The sequence below is a fragment of the Labilibaculum sp. genome (genome assembly GCF_041595635.1).
GTDB lineage: Bacteria > Bacteroidota > Bacteroidia > Bacteroidales > Marinifilaceae > Labilibaculum.
The window spans coordinates 50,309-66,954 of the sequence record NZ_JBFHJW010000018.1; the positions used below are offsets into that span (position 1 = coordinate 50,309).

General features: G+C 36.9%; 11 protein-coding genes and 1 other RNA gene. 8 read left to right on the forward strand and 4 right to left on the reverse strand.

Going from position 1 to position 16,646, the window contains the following annotated elements; translation table 11 throughout:
• Positions 1-72 precede the first annotated feature (72 nt).
• Entirely contained in the window at positions 73-1,629 is a 1,557-nt protein-coding gene (locus tag ABYT26_RS07475; RefSeq protein ID WP_372752457.1) for a DUF4301 family protein, read from the reverse strand.
• A gap of 293 nt (positions 1,630-1,922) precedes the next feature.
• Here ABYT26_RS07475 and ABYT26_RS07480 point away from each other — a divergent pair, with 293 nt between their 5' ends.
• Positions 1,923-2,876 carry a TIGR01212 family radical SAM protein gene (locus tag ABYT26_RS07480; RefSeq protein WP_372752459.1) on the forward strand — a complete coding sequence of 318 codons (954 nt, stop codon included), beginning with the start codon at positions 1,923-1,925 and terminating at the stop codon, positions 2,874-2,876.
• Here ABYT26_RS07480 and ABYT26_RS07485 read toward each other — a convergent pair whose 3' ends face one another.
• Complete coding sequence (locus tag ABYT26_RS07485) at positions 2,877-3,605, reverse strand: tetratricopeptide repeat protein (protein ID WP_372752461.1); 729 nt, start codon at positions 3,603-3,605, stop codon at positions 2,877-2,879.
• Positions 3,606-3,707: 102 nt separating this feature from the next.
• Positions 3,708-5,543, reverse strand: coding sequence for a YgiQ family radical SAM protein (locus ABYT26_RS07490; protein WP_372752463.1), 1,836 nt, complete (start codon positions 5,541-5,543; stop codon positions 3,708-3,710).
• 200 nt (positions 5,544-5,743) lie between these two features.
• Here ABYT26_RS07490 and ABYT26_RS07495 point away from each other — a divergent pair, with 200 nt between their 5' ends.
• From ABYT26_RS07495 to ABYT26_RS07505, 3 genes are all read left to right on the forward strand, one after another.
• A complete protein-coding gene (locus ABYT26_RS07495; protein ID WP_372752465.1) occupies positions 5,744-6,583 on the forward strand; it encodes a histidinol-phosphatase in 840 nt (279 codons plus the stop codon).
• Positions 6,584-6,846: 263 nt separating this feature from the next.
• A complete protein-coding gene (locus tag ABYT26_RS07500) occupies positions 6,847-8,652 on the forward strand; it encodes a lysophospholipid acyltransferase family protein (RefSeq protein WP_372752467.1) in 1,806 nt (601 codons plus the stop codon).
• Positions 8,653-8,706: 54 nt separating this feature from the next.
• Positions 8,707-9,357, forward strand: coding sequence for a LysE family translocator (locus ABYT26_RS07505; RefSeq protein WP_372752469.1), 651 nt, complete (start codon positions 8,707-8,709; stop codon positions 9,355-9,357).
• A gap of 97 nt (positions 9,358-9,454) precedes the next feature.
• Here ABYT26_RS07505 and ABYT26_RS07510 read toward each other — a convergent pair whose 3' ends face one another.
• Positions 9,455-10,483: a DUF2027 domain-containing protein gene (locus ABYT26_RS07510; RefSeq protein WP_372752471.1), complete on the reverse strand. Its 1,029-nt coding sequence runs from the start codon at positions 10,481-10,483 to the stop codon at positions 9,455-9,457.
• Positions 10,484-10,645: 162 nt separating this feature from the next.
• On the opposite strand from ABYT26_RS07510, the gene ABYT26_RS07515 reads away from it, so the two are divergent.
• From ABYT26_RS07515 to rnpB, 4 genes are all read left to right on the forward strand, one after another.
• Positions 10,646-11,881, forward strand: a complete 1,236-nt coding sequence (locus tag ABYT26_RS07515) for an S-adenosylmethionine:tRNA ribosyltransferase-isomerase (RefSeq protein WP_372752473.1) — start codon at positions 10,646-10,648, stop codon at positions 11,879-11,881.
• Between the two features lie 157 nt (positions 11,882-12,038).
• The gene (locus tag ABYT26_RS07520) at positions 12,039-13,928 is read left to right on the forward strand and encodes an OmpA family protein (protein ID WP_372752475.1); all 1,890 of its coding nucleotides are present in this window, start codon (positions 12,039-12,041) and stop codon (positions 13,926-13,928) included.
• A 174-nt stretch (positions 13,929-14,102) separates the two neighbouring features.
• On the forward strand, positions 14,103-15,254 hold the full coding sequence (locus ABYT26_RS07525) for an SPOR domain-containing protein (protein ID WP_372752477.1): 1,152 nt from the start codon (positions 14,103-14,105) through the stop codon (positions 15,252-15,254).
• A gap of 214 nt (positions 15,255-15,468) precedes the next feature.
• Positions 15,469-15,818, forward strand: an RNA gene (gene rnpB / locus ABYT26_RS07530) — RNase P RNA component class A.
• The last annotated feature ends 828 nt before the right edge of the window (positions 15,819-16,646 follow it).

Genomic DNA, 16,646 nt, shown 5'->3' on the forward strand with positions numbered 1-16,646 from the left:
TTAATTTTTGCTAAGCTGCTCTATGTTAAATCACATAAAATAAACGGCCTCGAAAGTGAGGCCGTTTGTTGATTATAAATTTCGATGTTCAATTCTGAGTAAGTCAAATACTGTTTTTACAGGATTAAATGTGATGCTGGGAACCTCTACAAAAACAGTGTTCCAATCAGACATCGCTCCATTCCATAAACCAGGAAGTTCCATAGCTTTTAGATCGTTGCCATTATTTGATTTTTCAGAAATAAAACCAGTTTGTTTGTCGACGAATTTCGGCAAATCGAATTTATTTCCCTTATAATCCTTAGTACCGCAAACCAAATCAACAGGATTGAAGTGGGTAGAGCGTTCTAATATATTTTTTTGCCTAACATCTGTCTTGTCAATTTGTGAGCCTTCTACAATTTGCAGAGATACCGAACCATCTGAATTTCTCGACCAGAAAGGACCACCTCCTGGCTCTCCTTCGTTTTTCACCATTCCACACACGCGAATTGGGCGATTGAATTTTGTGAAAAGATAATTTTTTAGTTTTTCCGGATCTTCAACTTTCAGACTTGCTGGAGCTTTGGTACAAAGCTTTTCTTCTAAGAAAGTAAGCATTTCTTGCAGATTATCCATTGAGATATCCTTGTCTTCTTCAAGAATTTTTAGGTAGTCGAAAATAAACGATTGATTTTCCAAAAGGATTCCAGCTAGTACTTTTTTATAGGCATAGGTTGGTTCTTTTAAACGATCGGGGACTACATTGTCGATGTTTTTAATAAAAATCACGTCGGCATTTAGTTCGTTTAAATTCTCAATTAAAGCGCCGTGTCCACCTGGGCGAAATAGGATGCTTCCATCTTCATTACGGAAGGGTTCATTATTCATGTCCACAGCAATGGTATCGGTCGATGATTTTTGTACCGAATAGGAAACCTTTAATTTGCCATCGTATTTTTCTTCAAAAGTAGCTTTGGTTTTTAGTAAACGATCTTCAAAAAGCACTTTGTGATCATCCGATACAGTCAGATGAATTTGAGCATCTTTGTTTTTATTTTTGCTATAGTTAAGAGCCTCCACTAAATGTTCTTCGAATGAAGTTCTTGAGTAAAGTTTGTATCGATGGAATTTTAGCAAGCCTTTAGGAAGACTGGAATAGTGCAGTCCTTTTCGGGTTAAAAGCATAGCCAAAATTTGCTTGAATTCATTTTTATCAAGCATTTTTTCTAAATCCATATCATTTTCCGAGCAGATATTTTTTAGATCGTTATAAAAGGCAAAATCGTCTATTCTGTCGAAGAAGTTAAACATTGTTTCAGGGCCTTTGTTGCAAAGGAATTTTAAGTATTCATCCTCAGTGCCTTGATAAGTGTTTAAAAAATCGTATAACGATTTAAACATTCTGGTTGCTGCGCCCGATGCAGGAACAAATTTCAGTAGGGAAAGGCTTTTTACATGTGCTGTAAACACTTCCTTATAAATTTCTTGTTCATGCTCTCCAATTTGTGAGATCCCGTCACCAATGGTGGCAGGTTTTTTAAGTTTCATTTTTGGAAAACCAGTTTTGAAGTTGTTGATCTGTTCTTCAATGGCCTTACTGTCAATGGCCTTGGCTGCGAATTGAGATTGATCTTGTTTTGAAAACATGCTTAAAATTTTATTAAAAGTGTTATGTGCAATATAAAGAATACTTTCTATAAATAAAACGCTCAGTTTGGTAAATATAAAAAATACTTATGCAATGCTTTGCGAAATGTATTTTTGCTCTTTTAGAATTTGTGTTTTTTAAATTGTTATTTTTATTTAGAAGTTAAAATTTGGACGATTTTCTTTCTGAGAGAAGATGATTTGGAGGTAATCATTCTTATAAATTTCAAATTTTGATAATTTATCTGCTATACAAGATAACTTTTGTATTTTTGAGCCAAAATTTAGGATGTATGACGGATAAGCAGTTTCAGTGGGGAAATAATAAAAGATACAATGACTTCCCAAGTTCTTTTAAGCGTAGGTTTTCAGAGCGAATTCAGAAAATATCTATCGATGCAGGATTTACTTGTCCCAATCGCGATGGAAGCAAAGGTGTTGGGGGTTGTACCTACTGTAATAACAGTAGTTTTAATCCGGCTTACTGCAGTCCTAAAAGATCCATTTCCGAACAAATAGCCTTAGGCATTGATTTCTTCAATGCAAAATACAAAGCGCAGCGATACCTTGCTTATTTTCAGGCCTATTCCAATACCTATGCTCCTCTTGTTCAACTTCGGGATAAATACGAGGAAGCCTTATCGCATGAAAAAGTAATTGGCCTGGTTATTGGAACCCGGCCCGATTGTATTTCCGATTCTCTCTTGAATTATTTAGAAGAATTGGCCAAAGATTATTACATCAGTATTGAGTATGGAGTAGAGTCCTTGAATAATAATGCCTTGAATGCAATAAATCGGGGACATACCTATCAGGAGGCTGAAAAGACGATTCGAAAAACAGCCAATAGGGGAATTCATATTGGTGCACATTTGGTGAATGGTTTGCCTTTTGATACGCCTCAAATGATGCTGGAACATGCCGTAGAGCTTTCAAATCTTCCTATCGACACTCTGAAATTGCATCAGTTACAGATTCTCAATCATACTAGCATGGCAAAAGAATATCAGGTGGAACCAGAAAAATTTCATCTGTTTGAGATGGAAGAGTATTTGGATTTTGTGGTGGATGTGATTGAGAGAATAAATCCTCGAGTTAGTTTGGAACGTTTTATTAATCAGGCTCCAAAGGGTTGGCTAATTGCACCCAAGTGGGGAATAAAAAATTTCGAATTTGTGGCTAAGTTGGACAAAAAACTGATTGAAAGAGATAGTTGGCAAGGAAAATTGTTTGTTGAAAAGAACTGATTAGTTTTTAATTATTTGAAGCAGATTTGTTGCTTTTGCAGATCCTAATTGCTCCGACTGTTTAATGTCGGAGATGGCTGCATTTCTCTGTCCATTTTTTAGCTTGGCAATTCCACGGGCAAAGTAAGCTCTTTCTAGTTGCTTGTCAATTTGAATGGCTTTGCTATAATCTACAATCGCTTTGGTATAGTTTTCCTGACAATCAAAAGCAACCGCTCTGTTGTAGTAAACACCCGAAGAGTTCAATCCATATTTAATCGATAAATCGTAATCGGAAATAGCTTCCCTGTAATTTTTCTCATAGTAGTTGCAGATGCCACGAAAATGGAGCGCTTTTTTATTTTTCGGACTAATTTTTAAAATCTCACTATAATCTTTGATTGCCAATTTGTAATTTTTTTGATTCTCGTAGAGAATTGCTCTGTTCAAATAAGCCTGTTCTTCTGGTTTTTGATTGTTAATTACAAAGCTAAGATCTTGAATGGCGCCCTCTGTTTTGTCTAAAAAAGAGTAGCAGATGGCTCGATTGTAATAGGCGGGAAGATAGTTTTTATCTTGTTCTATTGCTGTTGATAATTCCTTTACAGCTTCAGCATAATCCTGTTTCGACATGAATTCAATGGCTCGTTCATTCGCTTTATCTTCTGCAGATTTACCGCAGCCTGATAGAACAAATAAGAGAACAATGAATAAGGAAATCGAAGTTGTTGGTAAATAGAATTTTGTCATGGCTCGCAGTTCAGATTCATCTATCGAATATACACAAATAAATAAAAAGAGGCTTTCAATCTTTTTAGGAGAATGGAAAAAACCTCTTTTTATTTTGATTAACTATTTGAAAAGTTTGGCTAAAATATCTTTTTTACCCATTTTAATTAATTCATTTTTAATGGCTTCTCGATACTCTTTCTTGTACCAAAATAAAAATTTACGTTGCGATAGTTTTTCTTTCTCACTTTTGGCTGTGAATACTTTTTTTAAAGTATAAGGATGATAGCCAGAATAGTAGATCACGGTAGCAACAGTCATCGGTGTTGGTGTGAAATCCTGAACCTGTTCCAGTCTAAAATCGAGTTCTTTGGTTTTTACCGCAAGATCAGCCATGTCGGTTCCCTGACTTCCTGGATGACTTGAAATAAAGTAAGGAATCAATTGTTGCTTTAAGCCTTCTTTTTCGTTGATGTCATCGAACAAAGCCTTTAGCTTGTAAAATAAGTTAAAGGATGGCTTTCTCATGATTTTTAGCACTTCGTCGGAGGTATGTTCCGGGGCTACTTTCAATCGTCCCGAAACGTGATTCTTAATCAGTTCAGTGGCGTATTCTCTGTTGGTCTTGTTGACTTTTGCGTCTTTCGTTTGGTGGAGAATTAAATCGTAACGAATTCCACTTCCTATAAAAGATTTTTTAATGCCCGGAACTTGATCCACCTTTTTGTAAATGTCCAGCATAGCCTGATGATTTGTATTCAGGTTTGGACAAACATCTGGGTGAATGCAGGAAGGTCTTCTGCAGGTTTTACAAATTGATTCAAAAATGCCTTTCATCTGATACATGTTGGCCGAAGGACCTCCTAAATCAGAAAGGTAACCTTTGAAATCTGGCATTTTGGTAATGTTTTCCACCTCTTTCAAAATGGATTTTTCGGATCGGTTGGCGATAAATTTTCCCTGATGGGCCGAGATCGTGCAGAAAGAGCAGCCACCAAAACACCCTCGATGCATGTTAACCGAGAATTTTATCATATCAAAAGCAGGAATTTTTTTGCTCTTATACCGGGGATGTGGCAATCTTGTGTAAGGTAGATCGTAAATTTCATCCATTTCCTTTTCATTCATTACCGGATAGGGTGGGTTTACAACAATTACTTGATCTTCATAGTTCTGAGTTAGTTTTTTCGCCATCATTGCATTCGACTCCATTTCGATGTAGCGAAAGTTGCTTGCGAATTTTTTCTTGTCCTCTAAGCAGTCTTCGTGCGAATATAAAATCTGGTCTTCCCATTGTTTTTTGGTTGGATAACTTTCATCTTTGGCGACTAAAAATGAGGTTTGAGGAATGTTTGTAAGAGAATAAAAAGGAACGCCTCTTCTGGCCAAACGAACAATTTCTTTCAGGGGTTTTTCTCCCATTCCATAAACCAGTAAATCGGCTCCACTTTCGCAGAGAATACTAGGTCTTAATTTGTCGGCCCAATAGTCGTAGTGCGTTACTCTTCTCAGCGAAGCTTCAATTCCTCCAATTACAATTGGTGTTTCGGGGTACAGTTTTTTTAGGATTTGAGAGTAAACAATGGTTGGAAGATCTGGGCGTTGTCCATGCCTTCCATCAGGGGTATAGGCATCATCATGACGCAGACGTCTGTTGGCTGTGTAATGATTCACCATCGAGTCCATATTTCCAGCAGTAACTCCAAAGAACAAACGAGGTTGTCCTAATTTTTTGAAGTCTCGTAAATCATCTCGCCAGTTTGGTTGTGGCACAATGGCAACTTTCAGGCCTTCATTTTCAAGAATTCGCCCAATCACTGCAGCTCCAAAAGAGGGGTGATCAACATAAGCATCTCCACTAAATAGGATTACATCCAATTCGTCCCAACCTCTTGCTTTCACTTCCTTTGCTGATGTTGGAAGCCATTTATCGTAGTGTAATTTTTCGTTCTCAGTCATATCTTTTTAAATTACAGCAAAGATAGTATTATTTATAAACATTTTAAAGTAGAAGCATTGGTGTGGAAATTAAATATTTTCCAAGGTGATTCTGTGTAAGGTCTTGATTTACTAATTGTTGTTGTGGTAAGAGTTTTTGTTACTTGTTGTTTGGGAAATTCATGCCTTAAAGTATCTTTGTTTACTCATAAAATAGATGCATGAATTATTTTTCTTATCATACACACAGCACATTCTGCGATGGTAAAAATTCGCCTGAAGAAATGGTTGTAAGAGCTATTGAGTTGGGACTTACAGCCATAGGCTTTTCATCTCACGCACCATTGCCTGTAAAGCAGTCCTGGAGTATGCCTTCCGAAAAGTTGACTAACTATGTCGCTGAAATAAAAGGACTCAGAAAAAAGTTTAAAGCTGAAATACAAATTTATCTGTCGCTGGAAATAGACTATATTCCAGGTCTTACAAATTCATTCAGCGAATTCACGAAAGTGGCGGATTTGGATTATACCATTGGTTCGGTACATTTGGTTAAGGCTGATTCGGATACGGAGTTTTGGTTTCTTGATGGACCAGATACAAACTACATTCATGGTATTGAAGTGTTGTTTGATGGTGATGCTAAGAAAGCGGTAACTGCCTATTACGAGCAGTTGATAGAAATGGTCGAAACACAAAAACCAGATGTGATTGCGCATGCCGATAAGGTAAAAATGAATAGTAAAGGAAGATTTTTTTCCGAGAAAGAGACCTGGTATCTTGAACTTGTGGATAGGACAATAAGAGCCATAAAACAAAATGGAAGCATTGTTGAAATCAACAGTCGGGGAATCTATAAGAAAAAGAGCACGTCTTTCTTTCCTGATCATTATTTTTTGGAAGAATGCCAAAAGAATTCCATACCTGTTACTATCAGTAGTGATGCCCATCATGTGGACGAATTAGTTGCTGGCTTCGATTTAGCTGAAAAACGACTGAAAGAATTTGGTTTTCAGTCGATTCGTCTTTTTGAGGAAGGGCACTGGATAGAGCATTTTTTGTAATGAACAGTAAGATCAAAGTTTTTACTACGAGATGGGCTAGAGTATTCATAAATAATAGTAATTTTAGGCGATAAAATTGGTCTACAACTTTTCGTTTGACAAGTATTTCTGAAGGGTATATATACTATTCGGGAATAGGTAAGATCTTAAAAAAAACTATCAATGAATGCTAAATCACATTGCCTTTTGTTTGAAATGATAATTTGATTTGGTTTGTTTATCCTGATTACAATCAGGACTATTTTTTTTAGAACGTTTTAAATATGAAGTTGGTTGATCCAAAAGATTTATTGAAAGCCAGTGAGAGTTTAAACTGGTTTGGGGGCGAGAGTTTTGCTAAATTATTGATGTATATCCTGCGATTGAACAAGTTGAATGATTTGTATTCTGCCAATTGTTCAAAGGATGGTATTGATTTTATTGATGCTTTACTTGAAGATCTTAATATTACAATTGAATACAATGAGGAGGAATTGAAGCGAATTCCAAAGGAAGGACCTTTTATTACTATATCTAATCACCCTTTTGGTGGTATTGATGGCTTGATACTGATTAAGTTAATTTGTATAGTTCGCCCTGAGTTTAAGGCAATGGCCAATTTTTTACTCAAAAAAATAGAACCTATTAAAGATTATTTTTTAGGTGTCAATCCTTTCGAGGAGCGAAAAGGGGTTGCTTCGAGTATGGGCGGAATTAAGGAAGGTCTCCGTCATTTACGTGATGGCTTTCCCTTGGGAATATTTCCCGCAGGAGAGGTATCTGCCTATCAGTCTCAGACCAATAACATTACCGATAAGCAATGGCAGCCACCCATTCTTAAATTTATTAAGAAAGCAGAAGTTCCCGTAGTTCCCATCTATTTTCAGGGAAGTAATAGTTTAATATTTCATCTGTTGGGGATGATACATCCTACTTTGCGTACTGTAAAATTACCTTCAGAACTTTTGAATAAGAAGAACAAGAAAGTTCGTATTCGTATTGGAAATCCTATTTCGGTGAAAAGTCAGGCAGGATTTACAGATATCAACCAATATGGACGGTTTTTGCGTGCGAAAACCTATATGTTGGGAACGCCAATAGAGGTGAAGAAGTTTTATCAGTTCAAGCGGAAAGAAAAAGTAGAGAAGGTTGAGGAAGTTATTCCAGCCATAAATCTTCAGATTATCCGTAACGAAGTGGAAGCTTTGGCCGAGGAATATTTGTTGTTTAAGAGCAAAAATTACACCGTGTATTGTGCACCTAGCTCAAAATTACCTAATATATTAACAGAATTAGGGCGATTGCGAGAAATTACCTTTCGTGAAGTGGGTGAAGGAACCAACTTATCAATTGATGTGGATGAGTATGATTTGTACTATCATCAAATGTTTATTTGGGATGAGGACGAGCACAAAATAGTGGGTGCTTATCGGGTAGGAAAGGGGAATGAAATTCTTTCTGAATATGGTTTAAAAGGTTTTTACCTGCAGAGTTTGTTCCGAATGAGTAAGAAATTTCAACCTGTTTTGCACGAATCTTTAGAGCTGGGACGATCTTTTATTGTGAAAGAGTATCAAAAAAAGCCAATGCCACTCTTTCTGCTTTGGAAAGGCATTTTGTATTTTTTGCTTAAAAACCCTCAATCTCGTTACCTCATAGGCCCTGTAAGTATTAGTAATAAATATTCTGATCTCTCTAAAGATTTGATCATTAAGTTTATTATGCGGAATTATTTTAATTATGATTTAGGACAATTCATAAAATCGAGAAAGAAATTTAAGGTCAAAATAAAAGGTCTCGATGTAGATATTTTACTAGAAGCGGCAAAGAGCGATATCAATAAACTGGATGAATTGATAGGTGATTTTGAGATTACAAATGATAAGTTGCCAGTACTTCTTAAAAAATATATCTCTCTGAATGCTAAGATTATAGGCTTTAATATTGATCCGAATTTTAACGATTGTCTTGATGGTTTAATTGTGGTTGATTTATTTAATGTACCCATAAAAGTAATCGAGTCATTATCGAAGGAATTTAATGATGATACGATTATGAAAAGATTTTCATCGGAAGATGTGAACTTTTAGTATATATTTTACGACCTTTGTGAGCAGTTTTTACCAGAAAAAGAGGAGTAGTAGTTGGATTTTCAATATTTATTTAAAGGAATAGCAGTAGGCCTAATGGTGTCGATCCCTTTGGGGCCGATTGGTGTGTTAATCATTCAAAAAACCATTCAGAAAGGCCGATTGGCTGGATTTATTTCTGGATTAGGTGCTGCTGTTGCCGATATGTTTTATGCTACGGTGGCTGCATTTGGACTGGGCATGGTGCTTAGTTTTATCGAATCGCAGGAATTTTATTTGCAGTTGGTGGGAAGTGTATTCTTGATTTATGTGGGCATGCGGATTTTCTTAACCAATCCCATAAAGCAAATTAGGGGAGCTCGAAAACCTGGTAAAAAAGGCATGTTGGGCGATTTTGTCTCCATATTTTTTCTCACAGCATCGAACCCCATCGCTGTCTTTGTATTTGTTGCTGTGTTTGCTGGAACTTCTATTTTTGGGACCGATCCCACTCTACGAATTGAATTGTTTCTGATATTGGGGGTTTTGCTGGGGGGTGCCTTGTGGTGGTACGTTCTTTCTACAATAATTAATATCTTCCGGAAAAAATTTCGCTTAAAGCAGTTGTTTTGGATCAATAAAATATCAGGAATAGTAATTGCAGTGCTTGGTTTGTTGGCTTTCTTAGCTTGTTTCGAGCCCATCAAATCTTTTATTCATTCCTAAAAGATTATGCATTAAAATGATGTGTTGTACCATATATAAAAGCATAAAAAAGACGCATTTATAGCGTCTTTTTTTTTATCTGTATTTTTGTGAGTTGTTACCTGATTGTTACCATGGTTGCACCCCAGCCATATTCTTTAAAAGAAGCATCTTGCTGGTAGAATTTCCTGTATTTTCTTTTGAGTTCGCTCAAAACTCGTTGCTTTAAGGTTCCATTTCCAATGCCATGTATAAACACGATTTTTTTGCCTTTTTCGTATTGATACTGGCGCAAAGTATCGTGAAATTTGTTCATTTGATATTCTAGAATGTCTGCATTGGAAAGTCCGGTTACCGAATCAATCAAAGCATTGATATGAAGATCGACTTCAATTAATTGATCATTGGAATTATTGCTTTTTTCGGCAACTTTTACTTTCCCCGAAGTCTTTTTTTCACGTATTGCCTGCTTGAAATCTTTATCGCTCAGTTCATCAAGCTTTTGCTCCAAATCGCTTCCACCTGTTAGTTTGTAGAGTATTGCGTCCTGATGAAAGTAAGCGGTATCCTTATAACTAGACGATTTGTAAAATTTAACAGCTTGTATTTTGATTGTGCGTGTTAATGGGTTTTTAATGCTGCTTATTCCTTGCTGATAGTAAAGGATTTGAAAATGACAGCTGCTCAATTCATTCAAATCTTTTAGTTCGTATTCTGCCAAAAGAATTTTCGATTTTGGATCCAGATTCCCTGCAGTAACACCTTCGGTTCTCTGGCCTTTTTCGTTGTAGTAGTTGTACAAAAGAATTTGATTGGTATCGTTTATTAAATACAATTCCAAAGGACCTTCCGAAGCAACAGATGATTCTTTTGGTACAAAGGCAGCATAGACTTCCTCTTTTTCAACAAACAGGCTTTGTTTTGATGGACTTGGAGAACTGCTTGTGGTAGTATTGCTTGTTTTTGTTTGGGCAGTATTTCCCGTTTGGGAAGATTCAATAACCACTAAATCGCTTTTTAGGCTAGGTATTTCAAATTCATCTTCATCGTTTAAAATCATTACTGTTTTTGCATCTAGTATTCGTGTGACAACACCACCGCCGGTCTCGCTCAAAAAGCGAACCTTATCTCCTATATTTATTTGCATCTGATTGTATGATTTGGGTTGGCTTTAAACTGGTCCGATTCAATTTCGGCACTCTAAAGTAGCCAACAGGTTTTTGATTCCCGACAAAGTTAGCTATTTTTGCCGATCAAAATGTAAAGCCTTGGTTTTATTAGAAACAAAGCTTGCGTAATAAAGAATTTAATGAACGATCAAATCAATATAAAAAGCCTGGATGCAAAGCAGATTCGAATTTCGGATTTTACTTACGATCTGCCAGATCAGAGAATTGCAAAGCACCCTTTAGAGGCCAGAGAATTATCTAAATTGCTGGTTTATAAGAATGGAGAGATTTCGGAATCGGTTTTTAAAAACCTGCCTTCTGAAATTGCTGAGGGAACAACAATGGTGTTTAATAATACCAAAGTGATTCAAGCGCGTTTGATTTTTCATAAGGAAACAGGTGCAAGAATCGAGATTTTTTGTTTGGAGCCCTTGCAACCTGCCGATTACAATTTGGCCTTTCAGGCCTGTGGTTCTTCTTCCTGGAAATGCATTGTCGGCAACGCTCGAAAGTGGAAGTCGGGGGCTTTAAAAATGCCTTTTTTTGTGGGTGATCAGGAGTATTTTCTACAAGCCGAAAAAAAGGAAGCTTTGGACGGAGCTCAGGAGATCCTTTTTTCATGGAGTCATCCGGATTTGTGCTTCAGCGATGTGTTGGAGGCAACAGGGAAAATTCCCATTCCTCCCTATTTAAATCGCGATACTGAAGAAGATGATTTGGTTCGTTACCAAACGGTTTACTCGAAATATGAAGGTTCGGTTGCAGCGCCTACCGCTGGATTGCATTTTACCAAGGATGTTTTTGCTCATTTAGATGAAAAAAATATTCGTCGCCAGGAATTGACCTTGCATGTGGGGGCAGGAACTTTCAAGCCTGTTAAATCGGAGCAGATTGGTGGACATGAGATGCATACCGAACACATTCAGGTAACACTTGAAACGGTGAAGGATCTCATTCAATCAGAGAATAAAATTGTGGCTGTTGGAACAACATCAGTGCGCAGTTTAGAGAGTTTGTATTGGATGGGTGTAAAGATTTTATCAGGCAAAGAAAATCCGTATCTATTGCAGCAGTGGGAGGCTTATCAGTTGCCAGCCACATATACTCGGAGGGAAGCTTACCAGGCCATTGCCGATTTTATGCAGGAAAAAGGATTGACATTGTTCAATGCAGCTACCCAAATCATAATAGCACCTGCTTACGATTTTAAGGTGATTTCAGGATTGGTCACCAATTTTCATCAGCCACAAAGCACGCTTTTGTTATTAATTTCAGCTCTGGTAGGGGATCAGTGGAGAAAGATCTATAGGTATGCACTTGACAACGATTTTCGCTTTTTAAGTTATGGCGATAGTTCGCTTTTGATGCGAGAGTAAAAGGTCTTGAAAGAATAAAGTTTCATAATGATTAGGTGTATAGCTGAAAGAATTGAATTCGAATAAATTGTACTTTCAACTTTAAGGGATTGGGAATTTGTTATTGTCTTTAAAATACTTAATTTCGACTTATGTTCATATTTAAAATGATTCGGATATGGTTCTAAAGTTGAAATTTCTTGTTTTTTTTATGCTTGTAAATACCCTCCTTTATAGTCAGACCAAAGAGGAGAAAAAAGGGAATAAAGCTTTTTTAAAAAGAGATTATCCAGAGGCAGTTCGATATTTGGAAAGTGTAAATGAGAAGAATACAGAGCTTTACAGAAAGATTGCAGAATCCTATTTTATGATGGGGAATTATCAGCAATCTGCTGATTTTTTTAATCAGATAAGCGAGGATGAGAAAGTGCCAACGGATCTATTTCACTTGTCACAAATCGATCTTGCTAACGATAATTTTGCGGCGGCAGTCTTATATGCCGAGCAAGCTGGAGAAATGGGAGCCAATCCCAATGATCTTCAAATTCAATTGGATGCAATTCATGAGGTAATTGCCTTGCGAAAGATCAATAAAGATCTTAAAATTAGCAAGCTTGAGGCTCAACCTCGAGGAAAGTGTTTGGGAATTTCTATGCTGCCCGAAGGAATCGTCTATTCAGAGCAAAGTCGCGGAAAACAAAAGAAGGGGGAAAGTTATCGCTTGTTTTTGGCTGATAGTCAGGCTTCTGATTTTGTTTCGCCAAAGCTATATGCCTCCGAATTGGAAATAAAAACCGATCTGGGAGCAGTTTGTCTTTCTCCCGATGGAAACACTCTATACTACACGCGCTGGTATCTCCGAAAGGGAAAACAACAAATGGAAATAGCCATTGCAAAAAGGAGAAAAGGCGAATGGCAGGCCAAGGAAAGTTTGGGTTTTTGCAGTCGGAAATATTCCTGCTGCTATCCATATCTTAGTCCTGATGGCGATCGTATGTATTTCTCTTCAGATATGGAAGGTGGATATGGAGGCATGGATTTATATGTTAGTGAACGAAATGGAGATCGTTGGACTCAACCTGTGAACCTTGGATCTGCTATCAATAGCGCCAAAAATGAGATTTATCCACGTATGTTAGCAAATAATTATTTGTGGTTTTCTTCCGATGGGCGATCGGGTTATGGTAATTTTGATCTTTTTTACACCAAGAAAAATGAGGATGGAAGCTGGTCTCCGGTAATTAATCCGGGTGCACCTTATAATTCAGCCTACTCCGATTATTCTCTCGTAAATACTTCTGATCCAGAAGTGTCTTTATTTGTATCCGATCGGGAGGATCAAGGCTTACGCGATCAGATTTTTAAGCTTGAAAGTCAGAAAATGCTTCGCATAGATATTTTGGTGAAAGATGAGCAGAATAATGAATTCTTAGAAGACCTAAAGGTGAGTGTTCGAAATGTAAATCTTAATAAGAAAATCTCTCTTTCGGAGGAGGAAGTTTCCAAAGGAAAAATCACTTTCGAAATTCCCAGTTCTGAGGCAGAAAAAAGAATAGAATATCAAATTGCAATTCAAAAGAAGGGTTATCAGAATCAGTTGATTGATTATTATTCATCCAATCCCAAAAGGGAAATTGAGGTTAGTTTGGTGAAAAATTCCGAACAGGAAGCATTTTCCTTTGTATCTGAATTGCTGCCTATGGATGATCCGAAAAAGAAGATTACCTTTAAAAATATTTATTTTCAGAGAGAAGAAAAGGATTTTAGCCCGCAAGCAAAAAATACTTTGGATCGATTGGTTCGATTTTGGAAGGCATTTCCCGATTTGGGCATAAAAATCAATGTGCATACCGATGCCGAAGGTGCTGTGCAGGAGAATTGGAATTTATCGCTACGTAAAGCTCAAGAAACAAAAAATTATTTGGTGAAGAAAGGTGTAAATGCTTCTCAAATTGAAACGCTTGCCTGGGGCGAGGAATTCATTTTAAATGCTAGTGCCAATCAATCGGAAGCATCTGAAATCTTGCAGCAGAAAAACCGACGAATTGAGTTAATTTTTGTACTGTGAAGCATCTTTTGGGTCGTTTTTCTTCTAAATACTTATTTTAATGCATTTATTTTTAGTATTTTCTGTTTTATTATATTAACTACTAACAATTTTTCTTATTTTTAAGCATTGATTCCACCTTCTTTTTTGCAGTCTGTTATGAGAAATATCTATTTTTTAATCTGCTTTTTCCTGTTGACTGGAACAATAGGTTCTCTGTCTCCTTTTTTCGATATTACTTTTGCGAGTTCTAATGCGGGATCATCTACTTATGGAGTAGAAATTGCCAAATTTAAATATCCGGTTTTCACGGATTATTTTGAAAGTATTGATGATGTTCTTGAATTGACTGGCGAGGATGGTACCTATCATTATGTTTCGGGTCTTAGTAGTTCCAAAAGTAAAGCAGAGGATTTGGCTGAAGCAATTAAATCTTCTGGTTATGCGGAAGCAAAGGTTTTGAATTTAAATGAGACTTTCTCTTCGGAACAAATTGCTGAAGCTCTCAGGAGGGAGGAAAAAGAGAAGGATGAAAATAAAAAGGAGGAAATAATTAAGCAGGAATTGCAAAAAAAGAGTGCGGCAGAAATTGCCATTGGTGAATTAACAGACATTGGTAATGATTATTTTTACACTATTTTGCTCGAGGAAGGAAAAGCAAGCCTGAATGCAGAGCATTTTTCGCCTTATCATTTTGTGAAAGTTTTGCGCGATAATGAATATTTCCACTATGTGATGGGACGTTTCGATGATGTTGCTGATGCAGTTAACTATTTAAAAACAGACGTTCAAACTCATTTCCCAATGGCACGGGTGGCAGTAATCAATAAAGGGAATTTGATAGAGTACATAAAGGCAGAGGAAAAGAAACAGGAAGTAAAGCATCTTGCTTATGAAGCAGGATCCTATAATATGGGGCGAAAAATGAGGGGAAAAGAATATGTAGACTACTACTATGATTTCACTTTAGAGATGCCGATAGATGGAGGTGCTTATGTGGTTGAGTTAGGTACTTATTCGAATAAAACACAAGCTGATGAAGCCGTTCGAAAGCTAAAAGAATTGGGTTTTTCTCAGGCAAAAATAAAAAGTCCATCTACGGCTCCCAAAAAACAAGCTAGTGTAGGTCTTACTCCAGAGGCTCATTTTACCATTCAGGTGTACGCTACTAAGCTTGAAATGAGTACGGAACGATTGGACTTGCCAGCTCTAAAGCGAACATTTGACCAGAAAGACGCTTTGTATCGTTATTTTTATGGCGATTTTGATAACTATTGGGTGTGTCGCCGTGAGTTGCGTGAGATTCGCAACAAAGGATTTTTCGATGCTTTTATTGTGAAATTGTAAAAGTTTTAAGTGAAAAATTGAATTAGATAAGAATAATTTTCAGTTTTAATGGATACCTATTAGCAGCTGAAAACCTCGCGTATTCTAAGGTCAATATTTACAACATCATTACTAGTCCTCCATTAGCTTTGTATCTTATTTTTCTTTATTCTTTTAACTTTAACCTTTCCGTTTGTATTCTTGCATCCTTTCTCCTTTCTAACTATCTTCGCGGCTGGCAAAGCATTCTATCGCTGCCTTGCAAAAGGGAGAGGAAAGTCCGGGCAACAAAGAGTAACATGCTTCCTAACGGGAAGAAGGCTGAAAGGCTTTAGTAGTAGAACAGAAAAGAACCGCCTTCGGGTAAGGGTGAAAAGGTGAGGTAAGAGCTCACCAGCACTGGTGGTGACATTGGTGGCTGTGTACCTTATGTGTTGCAAGATCAAGTACACCGACGTATGTAGGCCTACTCGGCTGATGTTCGGGGGGTGGATTGCTTGAGGCATTTGGTGACAAATGTCCTAGATAAATGATAGAAGTTTTCTTCGGAAAATACAGGACCCGGCTTATAGCTTTGCCTTTTCTTTTAAAACACAAAAAGACTGACTCATGATTGAGTTGGTCTTTTTTTTTAATGGGAAGCATAGAATATATAACATCTTTACTTGCGATACTATAGAGTTGGATAAATGGACGTAGATCACGCGGAAAGAAATGATTTTCGCGGATTTCTTATATTGGATTGGGTTTTAATATACACTTTTTCCCTGAGAAGGCACAAAGTCATTCGGGATATTGTAGTCTAAACGAGTTCAATTAAAAACTATCCTAGAGTGGCAAATACCCAAATTGCAGTTTCCGACATAGACAAAGTAGGTGGGGTTCCATAGATGAAAAAGGCGTGAAGGAAAAAATCCGTTTTAAAAATGAATGATTCTTTGTCTCATTGGGAAATATATTGAAATTTTCTAAAAGAATTATAAAGGAGCTAGAGTCAAATCATTTTTCAAACATTATTTTTTGTAGCCTTTGATGCGTGATGGGTCACCGATTGTCAACGTCTTGATTCTTTTCTCATTAAGGAGAAAATGAAAAGCCTCTCCGGCTTGATGAGAAGTAAAAAAGCTAAGGAGAAGGAAGAAAGTTATAGAGGCAGATGATCACACGGAAAGAAATGATTTTCGCGGATTTCTTATTTTGGATTGGATTTTAATATACACTTTTTCCTGAGAAGGCACAAAGTCATTTGGGATATTGTAGTCTAAACGAGTTCAATTAAAAACTATCCTAAAGTGGCAAATACCCAAATTGCAGTTTCCGACATAGACAAAGTAGGTGGGGTCCCCATAGCTGAAAAAGGCGTGAAGGAAAAAATCCGTTTTAAAAATGAATGATTCCTTGTCTCATTGGGAA

Excerpts from the sequence above, each read along its gene's own strand:
- ABYT26_RS07495 (WP_372752465.1), top strand. The coding sequence starts at position 5,744 with ATGAATTATTTTTCTTATCATACACACAGCACATTCTGCGATGGTAAA.
- ABYT26_RS07475 (WP_372752457.1), bottom strand. The coding sequence starts at position 1,629 with ATGTTTTCAAAACAAGATCAATCTCAATTCGCAGCCAAGGCCATTGAC.
- ABYT26_RS07490 (WP_372752463.1), bottom strand. The coding sequence starts at position 5,543 with ATGACTGAGAACGAAAAATTACACTACGATAAATGGCTTCCAACATCA.
- ABYT26_RS07510 (WP_372752471.1), bottom strand. The coding sequence starts at position 10,483 with ATGCAAATAAATATAGGAGATAAGGTTCGCTTTTTGAGCGAGACCGGC.
- ABYT26_RS07480 (WP_372752459.1), top strand. The coding sequence starts at position 1,923 with ATGACGGATAAGCAGTTTCAGTGGGGAAATAATAAAAGATACAATGAC.
- ABYT26_RS07485 (WP_372752461.1), bottom strand. The coding sequence starts at position 3,605 with ATGACAAAATTCTATTTACCAACAACTTCGATTTCCTTATTCATTGTT.
- ABYT26_RS07515 (WP_372752473.1), top strand. The coding sequence starts at position 10,646 with ATGAACGATCAAATCAATATAAAAAGCCTGGATGCAAAGCAGATTCGA.
- ABYT26_RS07520 (WP_372752475.1), top strand. The coding sequence starts at position 12,039 with ATGGTTCTAAAGTTGAAATTTCTTGTTTTTTTTATGCTTGTAAATACC.
- ABYT26_RS07500 (WP_372752467.1), top strand. The coding sequence starts at position 6,847 with ATGAAGTTGGTTGATCCAAAAGATTTATTGAAAGCCAGTGAGAGTTTA.